At 65.4% G+C, this 11111-nt stretch carries 8 protein-coding genes and 2 pseudogenes; 7 read left to right on the forward strand and 3 right to left on the reverse strand.

Annotation, left to right across the window (positions count from 1 at the left end; genetic code table 11):
• Positions 1 to 109: 109 nt before the first annotated feature.
• Together M2283_RS51225 and M2283_RS51230 are read left to right on the forward strand one after the other, a co-directional pair.
• Positions 110 to 2065 (forward strand): tyrosine-type recombinase/integrase, encoded by a 1956-nt coding sequence (locus tag M2283_RS51225; protein WP_280883522.1) that lies wholly within the window; start codon positions 110 to 112, stop codon positions 2063 to 2065.
• A complete protein-coding gene (locus tag M2283_RS51230) occupies positions 2062 to 2436 on the forward strand; it encodes a DUF6262 family protein (RefSeq protein WP_280883523.1) in 375 nt (124 codons plus the stop codon). The genes M2283_RS51225 and M2283_RS51230 overlap by 4 nt, the downstream gene beginning before the upstream one ends.
• A 71-nt stretch (positions 2437 to 2507) precedes the next feature.
• On the opposite strand, the gene M2283_RS51235 is transcribed toward M2283_RS51230, so the two are convergent.
• Positions 2508 to 3692: a HEAT repeat domain-containing protein gene (locus tag M2283_RS51235; protein ID WP_280883524.1), complete on the reverse strand. Its 1185-nt coding sequence runs from the start codon at positions 3690 to 3692 to the stop codon at positions 2508 to 2510.
• Positions 3693 to 3723: 31 nt separating this feature from the next.
• Positions 3724 to 4182, reverse strand: a complete 459-nt coding sequence (locus tag M2283_RS51240; RefSeq protein WP_280883525.1) for a hypothetical protein — start codon at positions 4180 to 4182, stop codon at positions 3724 to 3726.
• 763 nt (positions 4183 to 4945) lie between these two features.
• Between M2283_RS51240 and M2283_RS51245 the strand changes: the two genes are divergently transcribed.
• Positions 4946 to 7504 carry a NucA/NucB deoxyribonuclease domain-containing protein gene (locus M2283_RS51245; protein WP_280883526.1) on the forward strand — a complete coding sequence of 853 codons (2559 nt, stop codon included), beginning with the start codon at positions 4946 to 4948 and terminating at the stop codon, positions 7502 to 7504.
• Between the two features lie 68 nt (positions 7505 to 7572).
• Entirely contained in the window at positions 7573 to 8235 is a 663-nt protein-coding gene (locus M2283_RS51250) for an SMI1/KNR4 family protein (RefSeq protein ID WP_280883527.1), read from the forward strand.
• Positions 8236 to 8607: 372 nt separating this feature from the next.
• Here M2283_RS51250 and M2283_RS52325 read toward each other — a convergent pair.
• Positions 8608 to 8964: pseudogene (locus M2283_RS52325) on the reverse strand (helix-turn-helix domain-containing protein); the annotation flags it as partial.
• 54 nt (positions 8965 to 9018) lie between these two features.
• On the opposite strand from M2283_RS52325, the gene M2283_RS51260 reads away from it, so the two are divergent.
• From M2283_RS51260 to M2283_RS51270, 3 genes and pseudogenes are all read left to right on the forward strand, one after another.
• The gene (locus M2283_RS51260) at positions 9019 to 9336 is read left to right on the forward strand and encodes a transposase (RefSeq protein WP_280883528.1); all 318 of its coding nucleotides are present in this window, start codon (positions 9019 to 9021) and stop codon (positions 9334 to 9336) included.
• Positions 9337 to 9482: 146 nt separating this feature from the next.
• Positions 9483 to 9824 (forward strand): IS3 family transposase, encoded by a 342-nt coding sequence (locus tag M2283_RS51265; RefSeq protein WP_280883529.1) that lies wholly within the window; start codon positions 9483 to 9485, stop codon positions 9822 to 9824.
• A 197-nt stretch (positions 9825 to 10021) separates the two neighbouring features.
• A pseudogene (locus M2283_RS51270) lies at positions 10022 to 11014 on the forward strand (IS30 family transposase); the annotation flags it as partial.
• Positions 11015 to 11111 lie beyond the last annotated feature (97 nt).

Genomic DNA, 11111 nt, shown 5'->3' on the forward strand with positions numbered 1-11111 from the left:
CCGAGAACTCACCGGAGAATCCACACCAACCTGGCGAATCGAAACGGACAAGCCACCCACATCGTCCTGAACATTGATCAGATGCTCTCTAAGGGGTCTTCCGGAGCCGATGCTGTTCGAGCTGGCGTGGTGCATCGACCGCCAGGTGGCGGATGGCTACAGCATCAACCCCGCGCGCTTCCAGGAACTTCGACGAGGATTGGTACTGGCCGTTGAACAGGGTGGGCCGGCAGCGCGCAAGGCGCGGTCGCTAACGGCGCTTTCCCACGATGAGTGGGAGCGGGAGGTACGGCGCGCGGTGATGTGCACGACACCGGCCGCCAACACGCACCTGCCCACGCTCGTCCTGCACAGTGTCAAGCACCTCCAGGATCGGCTGGCCTACGCTTACCACGACGGTGAGTGGTGGCGCCTGAACCTGTGGAACCCGAGCCTGGACCGACGGATCCCGCAACGTGAGCACCAGCCGGAGGGCCGGCGCGTGGTCAACTTCAGCCAGCTGACCACGGACTGGTTCCGCGAGGCCGCCAAATGGTGGCTGTCCGTCCAACTCTCCACGGAACGCTACGTGTGGTCGTCGGTGAAGAGCCGGCTGGATCACCTCAACTGGCTCAACTGGTACATCGAACAGGCGGGATGCGCAGGCCCGCAGCTCGTCGATTCACCGGAGGACCTGAGGCCGTGGCTGCTCGGTTTGGTGGACGCGCTCAACAGCCACACCGCGCTTACCGGCCCGAACAAGGGCAGCAGGCTCGCGAAGAACAGCCGTCGTGGCCCGCTGGTGACCATGGAACAGTTCTACCGCTGGATGCACGACAACCGGGCTGAGGCGGTCAGGGTGCTCGGTGAGCCACGCTGGTCCCGGCTGGGTCTGCACCATACGGTGCTGTTCCGGCTGGATGACAAGCCAAGGCTGACCAACCAGCTCACGGACGACATGGCACTCGAGGACGAGGTCATCAGCCAGATCGCGGCAGGTTCCGGAATGCTGGCGGCTCCCAAGCTCGAAGGCGGCATGGACGACCGACAGGCGTTCCACGCCCTCATGCTGCTGATCCGTACCGGCCGGCGGATGAACGAGGTCCTGATGATGGACTTCGAACCTCTCCTGCCTCTTGTACAGGTGAAAGAGCCGGACGGACGCGAGCCGGATGGCTTCGTTGCCCGGCTCTCCTACCAGCAGACCAAGATCGAAGGTGGAGGTCCTCCGACGATCCCCGTGGACCAGGAGATCGTCGACATCATCCGGGTCCAGCAGCAGTGGGCCCGTGACTTCCTCACCGCTCGGGGAACACCGGATGGCACGAACCCGCGCTACCTCTTCCTGCAGACCCGCAACAACCGGCTCGGACTGCGACCCTACGCGGCCGCCACCTTCCACCACAGGCTCGGCGACCTGACCCGGACACTCACCATCAACGACAGCGTCGGGCGCCCGGTCCAGATCTCCAAGACCCACACCTTCCGGCACACCCGCGCCACTGACCTGATCAACGCCGGCGTGCCGATCCACGTCGTGATGCGCTACCTCGGGCACCTGACACCGGCCATGACCATGCACTATGCCAAGACCCTCGCAGTGACAGCCGAGCGCGAGTTCCTGCGCTACAAGAAGATCACCGCGGACGGCAGGACCGCCGGCCTCGACCCGAGCGACCTCTACGACCTCCTGCACCTGGACCAGCGAGCTGACCGGGTGCTGCCCAACGGATGGTGCATGCTGCCCCCGAAGCAAGTCTGCTCCAAGGGAAATGCCTGCCTGACCTGCGAAAAATTCGTCACCGACGCCAGCCACCGCGATGAACTCCAGCACCAGCTCGACCAGACCGAAGCCCTGATCACCCGACGCCAGACACAGTTCACCGCCCGCCACGGCGAGCCGATGGGTGAGGACAACATCTGGCTCGCGGGACGGCGCGCCGAAACCCGCGCCCTCACGAAGGTCCTCGTCGCCGTCGAGCAGGTCGGCGTGCAGGAGGGCGGGAGCATTCGCGCGGTGCGAGGAGCCGGGGCACCCGACCGGGCGGAACCGTCCGTTGACCACAGAGAGGGAAGCACGCCTTGAGTCCTCTGCCAGAGCACCTCCACCAGGCAGCGAAGGGGCGAACCGCGGACGCGGACAAGCGGGCCCGGACCGCGCTCGCCCAGATGGTCAAGGCCGGGCAGCCTGTCAGTTTCACCGCCGTTGCCCAGGTGGCAGGCGTGAGCACCGACTTCCTCTACAGGCACCCCGACATCCGCAGCCTGGTCGAACGCCACCCTGCGAAAGGTGGCCAGCTTTCCGGAATGCGTCAGGCAGACACCGAAGCGCCGTCGTCGACCTCGGCGGCGGTACGAGCCCTGAGTGCACGCCTTTCACAGCAACAGCAGGCCCACCGCGAGGAGATCGCGCGGCTACGGAAGGCCCTGGAGGTGGCCCACGGCGACAACCTGTAGCTTCGGCGCCGCCTGGCCGCGTACGAACCGGAGTGATTCGAGACACCCTCCGACAACATGCCCAGGGTCTTTTAACGAGCGGACCCCAGAAGCGCTTTGATGGCATCCCGGTCTGCGGGAAGGCCGATGTCCTGGAACCAGGACGCGATGAGGTTGGTGTAGCGCCAGCACACATCTCGATCAGCGAGCGCACTGAGGAAGCGGTGCTGAGCCGGTGTGAGCTCGGCACCCGGGCTGTAGCCGGACGGGAACGCCGCAGCGAGCAGTGGGCCCCAGTCGTCGCCGATGGTGAGGTTGCTGCAGAAGGGGACGCAGGCTAGGGCGACCGCGAGAAGTTCCTCGAAGTCGTTGGTGCGCTCGATAGCCGCAGCCAGCAGTGCGTGCCGTAGACGGCCTTCGATCTGAGGCAGCGGGTCCGTGATCCAGGGATCGACTGCGGTGGGCTCCGGGAGCCAGGAGTCGACGTTGGCGGGATCGAGCAGGGCGTGGAGGATCACCTGCACTGCCTGGCTGTTGTCGAAGCAGCCGGGTGCCAGCGCCGCGCAGGCCCGGATGGCGGGGTCTGGATCGGTGAGCAATGCTGTGGTGTCCTCGTCCCAGGACCCGATGGCCAGAACGGTGGCCGCGCGTTCGCGCCGGTCGCTGCTCTCGGCAAGCAGGCGTCGCAGTACCCGGGTGGTGGTGACGATCTGCCCTGCCAGCTCTGGAGCCTGCAGGAGTGCCGTGGTTGCGCCGAGGGCTGCCTCCCGGACCGCTGGATCCGGCGCGAGTAGATGCGCGGTGACGGCGTTGTAGATCGGTCCACGAACGGCTCTTACGGCATCGGTGACTCCCGGGTCGTTACCGTCGTCCGCACCGGTTCTTTCGCCGTAGGCAGCCGAGTCCGCTACCCGGCCCAGCCACTCAAGCAAGGCGGCGCGCAACGTTCGGGAGCGGTCATCCCACGGAAAGTAGCTCTGGTGCTGGGCCAGCGTACGGGGGTCGTCCAGGATCGCGGCGATGAACAGCGCGGCAGGAGCCGTGGCGCTGTACAAGGAGTCCTGGTGCAGGACCGACATGTCGAGCACCCCCAACGCTTCGGCCTGGACCTCCGGCTCTTCGGCTAGAAGTTGAATCAGGCGAAGCGGCGTGTCCTCCGCCGGTCCGTAGGCGTGCTCCAGCCCAGCCCAGTCAGTGTCCTCGATCAGGGAAAGCGGATCAGGCAGGCAGTCGTCGGCGGCTTGACTGTCGATCGGGTTCGTGTCCTGAGTCGTCACAGGGACAGCATCACCCACATCACTGACAGTCCTAGCACTTGGGACGCTGGAAAGCTGTCAGCGGTATGCCGTTGACTCGATGACCAGCAACTTCATCTTTATGATCCGTCGCAGGTACGGATAACAGGTGGTCGACGTCGAGTTTGCGGGCACTGTCGAGGTACTGATCGTCGTAGGGCGAGTGCCAGTTGCCCCTGGTGAGCGAGCAACTCGGACCAGTGGCAGGGGCGGTGACCGCTTCTTGGAGGAGGACCTCGGCGCGGGTGTTGCAGCCGTCCCGGTCTGCGTCGGTCCAGTGCCGGAATTTGCTGCGCTCGTACCCTGTGCGGTCCTCTTCCTCAACCGGCAGCGTCTGCAGGGCGTCCCGGACGGGCAGGGTCACCGTCTCGCCGGGTGCGGCTTCGGTGGCGGAAGCAGGGGCGGGGGTGAGCAGTGCGGCCAAGGCGCTGAGCACGGTGGCCGCCGTGGCGAGGGCGGGGGTGTGCGGCAAGACGGACCCCTTCGAAGATCACCAACTGTCCGTGATCTTCGTACTGGGTCCGGTTGCGGCTCGCCCGGGGTCCGTCCGCTGCTTCACCCGCGGGGGCGGTAGGTCACACCGCGCGCTGCTGCGGCTTGGCGACTGGCTGAGGACCCTGTGCGGTTCACCGGAGTGTGGGTACGGAGCGGCACTGTCCGCCAGGCCACTGGCGTCCTGGTCCACATTGGTCCTCGCAGACGCCCGATAAGACGAATACTCCCGCCTGACATGCCATCACTGACACCAAACCGGCGCATCGCTTCCGGGATAGGTGACGGACAAACTCGCTGAGGCCGTACGACCCGAGCGGGAGACCCGGCAGCACCTGCATGGGCACACCGGCAAGGCCCGTTCGCGGGAGATCCAGAGGAAGTCACCGAGACGCTACTGGAAGTACGAGACTCTCCGAGTTAAGGCGCGGTGCTCGATCACCCAACCACCAAACCTAACGGATCATCACCAAACGATCTACATAGGCATGTAATCTGTCGCGCAGGCATGAACATGCCACAGGCGCCCCACCGCCGAGGCCCAGCCACGCGGTGAGGGGAGGCGCGGCAAGACGTAGGCCCATTTCTGCGCGCTGCCTGTCGCGCGCTTCGTGGCCGTAGTCGGTCATCACGCATGCGCGGGTGCGACCGTGTCGTCCGTTGCGGCAGCGCCGCAGGCTTCACGATCAGTACGAGGCGTCCTGCGAACCGCACCGGTTCAGCAGTTCCTCCCATGCGCCTGCATGTCCGACGAGGATCTTCCGCGCCCTTCGCGCCATCGCGCCTTGCCAGGTACCGAGCGAAAGGCAATGACTTTGCGAAGACCGATGCTGCGCAGATCGAGAATCTTAGTCGCGATCCTTGCGGCACTCGCTGCGTTATTATCCGCGGCACCCCAGGCCGCTGCGGACAGCGATGTCCAAACGTTCACCAGGACGTCCTTCACCACCCTCGACGGGAAACCCGTCCGAGCCCCCGCTCCGCCCAAATCGGAGAAGGAGAGGCAGAAACGACAGAAGGCGTCCGCCAAGGAGACGCCTCAACAGGCCAAACGGCGCACCGACCTTACGGCCAAGCTCCCCCACCGCGACCAGGTGGCCCCGTCCATCGAGATGGTGGACATGACCGAGTGTTGGAAGGCCGTGGCGCCGAACACCGGTGGGACCGTCACGCTGACGCACTTCACCTGGTGCAGTGTCGGCCTGTTCCTGGTCGAGGATGTGCGATGCGAGAACAATATCTGCAAAACGGTGGGTTCCATTACCTTCCGAGCTTCCGTCCAAGGCTCGGGCAATCAGGGGCCGAGTAGTTCGGATGACCGCAAGACCCGTGTGTGGCTGGCGCTTGACGATCCCGTCGTCTCAAATCCGCCGCCCCGGATGGACCGTGAGCTGAAATTCACCGGTGAGTGCTCCACCACCACGCCCGGCACCTCGTGCCGGATCGGCGAGAACGGTGCCACGGACACTCTCGACCAGTGGATGATCGCCGGCCACGCGTTCTTCGACTTCTATCTGCCGCAGGGCACGCTCACCGACACGGACAAGATCGCCTATGGCGACTTCATGATCAAGTCCGAGGTGCTCGGTAACCCGTTGAACGAGGACAGCTTCATTCCGGGACCGGACAGCGGCTTCCGCTGCGACTCGTCATCCAAGGTCAATTACTACGGCTGCGTCTATCCCGACGTCGTGTCCCAGTTCTGGCTCAAGGCCACTCCGGACGTGGCGGCAGAGGCCAAACACGTCTGGAAGGCACAGCACCAGTCGGATCTGACGCTTCCGCTGTCGGGAGACAGGAAGCAGATTCCCGGTTCCCGTCTCAGCGGAAGCTCTCTGGAACGCATGGTCAACGAGGCGGACCGCAAGGCCAACAACAGCAAGTCTGCCGGGTACTGCCGAAAGTACTGGGGCACGGGCTACTCGCAGAACAACACGATGCAATGCGACGAGTACCCGTTCCAGTCGACCCATCAGGGGTCGGCGATGGGTGGCGCGGGAACGTCCCACTTCTCAGTCCAGGTCATTCCCACCGATCAGAACCGCAACGGCGGCGCGGAACTCAACGACTTCTACAACGCGCAACGGATCCTCGACCAGGACAAGTTCTACGTGGACGTCCTCAGCGCCGACGGGAAGCCCTACGGACAGGAGGACGCCGAGCCGGCCGGAATAATCGCTCCGGTCACGTATCCCACCTGCACGGACAACCGCTCGCCCGAGGTGCAGGCGGTGACCGCGAAAGCGCCGCCCACGGACACGTTCCTCGACTACGCGCGCACCACTCCCGACGGCTGGACGGGCGGCGACTCCACCTTCTCGGTCGCCCTGCCGGACGGTCGCATCCTGTGGGTGTTCTCCGACACCTTCCTTGGACCGCTCAACGCGGACGGCACCCGCCCGACCAGCGCACGCCTGGTCAACGACTCCTTCGTCATCCAGGACGACAACCACCTGACCACCATCACCGGGGGCACGAAGGACAGTCCTGAAGGGCTCATGCCGCCGGCCAACGACACACACTGGTACTGGGCAGGCGACGCCATGATCGCCACCATCGGCGGCACGAAATACCTTCAGGTCATGTACCAGGAGTACGAGAAGTTCGGCCCGGGCGCCTGGGACTTCCGCTTCCACCGCAACGTGGTCGCCACCTACTCCCTCGACCACCTTTCCGAGCCGGACCGCATCGACCAACTGCCCTCGACCGCGAAGGTCGGCTGGGGCTCGGCCCTGCTGCCGGCGAGCCGCAGCGGAGACGGGTACACCTACATCTACGGAGTCAACGACGCCCCCACCAACAAGAAGATGCGGATCGCCCGTGTCAAGGGCAGCGACCTCAGCCGGGACGAAGACTGGCAGTTCCTCAACTCCGACAGCGGCAACTGGATGCGCGGCGAGCGCGAAGGAAACGACGTCCTCACCGGGGTGGCCAACGAATACAGCGTGAGCCCCTGGAACGGCGGATTCGTTCTGCTCAGCCAGGACAGCACCGAAGCGTTCAGCGGCAAGATCCGCATCTGGTCCAGCTGCAGCAGCCCCTACGGACCCTTCGGCGCCTGGACCGGCCACGACGAGGTGTACTGGACCCCCGAAGGGGGCCCCTACGGAAGCTACGCCGACGGAAGTGTCTTCACGTACAACGCCCATGCCCACCCCGTCTTGCAGAACGGGAACATCTGGACGTTCTCCTACAACGTCAACAGCCTGGACAACCGTGTCCTGCCGGAGGCCCATCACTACCGGGACCCGAGCATCTACAAGCCCCGGTTCGTGTCCTTCCGCCTCGTACCGGGATCCTGACCACACAGCACAACTGACCGTGCTTCCGCCCCTTGCGGGCGGGAGCACCTCCCTCAAAGATGCTTCACATGACCATCAGCGTCGCTTGGGAACGCATCGAAACGTGGCTGCGGAACAACGCCCCGGCAAGCCATGCCTCCCTGCCAGGACCGGCACCGGTGGCTGACATACGCACGGCACACACACAGATCGGCCGCTCTCTTCCTACTGAGTTGGCCGACTCCCTCCAGTGCCACAACGGATCGGGCAACTTCGTTCTGCCCGTCTACCACCGGTTCAGTGACCTGCACCTGATCGCACGGGAATACCAGAGCTACCTCCGAGCGGAGGAAGCGATGCGCCGCCGGGCTTTGGAACGACATCGAAGCGCTCCGAGCCAGACCGCTCTGCTACCCCAAGGCGAGTACTACTACTGGAACCCGGCATGGATCCCTTTCGCCTACGACGAGAGCGGAAACAGCCTGTTCATCAGCCAGGCTGATGACGACACCTTCGGCCGAATCGGAACGCACGACAAAGAAGACGGACCGTCCTTCCCCGACAACCCGGTGTTCACGTCCCTGCCCCACCTCTTGGACGAAGTCGCTCAAGCCTTGAGCAACGGAGTCTTCCAGATCTGGGGAGAGTGGGAACCCGTCGTCGACGACGGCCTCCTGGAGTGGCAAGAACCAGAGCTGGAAAGTGACGGAGTGTGGGACCTGCCACCCCTTGGGCCGGATCCGCAAAGCTGAGCACATCATTCCGAGAGGGCCGTCCAGCCAACGGTACAAACGTCGGGAGCTGGCGAGCCAGGCCGACGGGGCGGCCGCGCGGTGAGGTACCTGCCGTGGCAGGTCCCCTTCCGCGTCCTCCCGTCGAACTAGGCTGAAGCCGTTCCCCAAGCCCGGACACGTGCCCGGCCATCACCATCGGCCACACCGCCAGGCCAGGACTCTCCGGAGATCACTTCAGCGACTTCGGAAACGGACACTTGTCGTCGGCCAAGGCACGAGCTCACCTCGCCGGATACCGCTCCCGCCGGCCCTGGCCCAAGCCGCGTGCGGGGCCCGAGCAAGGCCTGGGTACGTCTGCCCAGACCCACCACGCCTCCACTCGGCAGTGGGTTACCGGCCTCCGCGCGAAGTCCACGCCGAGTACGAGAAGTTGCGAATCGCCGCGTGAAATAGACAGTCAGAAGCCTGTCCGGGAAACGCGAGGCCTCTCAGCTTGTCCTCGATCAGCGGGGTGAAGGCGAAGGTGGAGTCCTCCTCGTCCAGGTCGATGGACAGCCGTGCTTCCAGCGCTTTTGCCAGGCGTCGCAGGAGGGCGAGTGTCGGTTCGGCGCCGGCCTGCTCGATGTTGGAGATCTGCGGCTGTGTCATCCCGGCGCGTTCGGCCACGTCCTTCTGTGACAGGCCCAGTTCCTTGCGGCGGTCGTAGACGGCCTGCCCCAGCGCCATGGCGTCGCCGGCACTGGTGTATGAACCGTTCCGGGTTTGATCGAGGCTCGACCTTTTGAAAGGATCGAGTCCGTTATGGCGAAGCAATACCCCAAGGAGCTCAAGGAGCGGGCCGTGCGTCTGGTCCTGGAGACTCGTGATCAGTACAGGACAGAGTCCGCGGCAATCCGCTCGATCGGAGCGAAACTCGACATCGGGCCGGAGTCCCTGCGGAACTGGGTGCGTCAGGCCGAAGTCGACGCCGGTGCCCGGGACGGCACCACGACCGAGGAGTCCGCCCAGCTCAAGGCCCTCAAGAGGGAGGTCGCCGAGCTGAAGCGGGCGAACGAGATCCTGAAGGCCGCGGCGAGTTTCTTCGCGGCCGAGCTCGACCGGCCACACACACGCTCGTAGCGTTCATCGACGAGCACCGGGACCGCTTCGGCGGAGTCGAGCCGATCTGCAGGACGCTCTCCGAGCATGACTGCAGCATCCACCCGTCCACCTATTACGCGCATAGGAAGCGCCCGCTGTCGGCCCGTGCCCTGCGGGACGCGGAACTGGCACCGCTGATCGTGGAGATCTTCCGAAACAACTACAGCGTCTACGGAGCCCGCAAGATCTGGGCCGAGTTGAAGCGTCGGGGCCACCGAGTGGCCCGTTGCACCGTCGAGCGCCTGATGAAGGCCGAGGGCCTCACGGGAGCGGTGCGCGGGAAGAAGATCGTCACCACCGTGACGGACAGGGAAGCGGAGCGGGCCCCGGACCGGCTGGGCCGGCAGTTCGTGGCCGGCGCCCCGAACCGGGTCCGGGTCGCGGACTTCACCTATGTGGCCGCCTGGTCCGGCACCGTCTATGTCGCGTTCGTCGTGGACACCTTCTCCCGCCGGATCGTCGGCTGATCCGCCGCGACGAACAAGCAGACCCCGCTGGTGCTGTCCGCACTCGAGATGGGCCTGTGGCAATGTGACCGCGCGAACACCCCTGTCATTGCACGGGAGTTGATCCATCACTCCGACGCCGGCTCGCAGGGCAGATTCAACTGGTCGTCGCAACACCTTGATCACGGAGATGTTGGATGGGACGGCCAAGGAAACTGATGCCGCAGGCGCCGGCCGGGGCGCGACGGCAGTGGGCCGCGGATCGGGCGATGCGGGCGCCTATGCGCTCGCCCGGCCGCCCCGAGCCGTCGCGCGCTGTGCAACGGGAGTTCTGGCGCCTGATCGCGTCCGGGGTCACAACGGTCCAGGCGGCCGAAGGGGTCGGCGTGTCGGCACCGGTCGGGATCCGATGGTTTCGACACGCTGGCGGGATGACGCCGCTGAGCCTGGACGAGCCCACCGGCCGGTACCTGTCGTTCGCCGAGCGTGAGGAGATCGCTCTGCTCAAGGCCCAGGACATGGGCGTGCGCGAGATCGCTCTCACGATCGGCCGCGACCCCGGGACCGTCTCTCGTGAACTGCGCCGAAACGCTGCGACCAGGGGCGGCAAGCCGGTCTACCGCGCTGTGGTGGCGCAGTGGAAGGCACAGCAGGCCGCAAAGCGTCCGAAGACGGCGAAGCTGGTGGGCAACGAGCGGCTGCGTGAGTACGTGCAGGACCGGCTCGCCGGGAACGTCCGTAGGCATGACGGCACGATCGTCCCGGGCCCCAGGACACCGCCGTGGAAGGGGTTGAACAAGCCCTATCGCCGAGACCGACGGTGGTCGACGGCATGGAGTCCAGAGCAGATCGCGCATCGGCTGAAGGTCGAGTTCCCCGATGATGAGTCCATGCGCATCAGCCACGAGGCTATCTATCAGTCGCTGTTCATCGAGGGGCGTGGTGCGCTCAAGCGTGAACTGGTCACGTGTCTCCGAACGGGGCGAGCGTTGCGGGAGCCGAGGGTCAGGTCACGGAACAAGCCCCAAGGGCATGTCACCGCCGATGTCGTCCTCAGCGAGCGCCCCGCCGAGGCCAACGACCGGGCTGTGCCCGGGCATTGGGAAGGCGACCTGATCATCGGGACGGACAGGTCCGCGATCGGCACGCTTGTCGAGCGCAGCAGTCGTTCAACGCTCCTGGTCCACCTACCACGCATGGAGGGCTGGGGCGATGTCAACGGTCATTGAGATGCCCAGGTAGGTGGCCGTTGGAGGCCCAGGCTGGTGGCCATCAGAAACCCAGGCGTGTGGCCGGTGGTGTTCCCGG

Source organism: Streptomyces pseudovenezuelae (assembly GCF_029892565.1).
GTDB lineage: Bacteria > Actinomycetota > Actinomycetes > Streptomycetales > Streptomycetaceae > Streptomyces > Streptomyces pseudovenezuelae_A.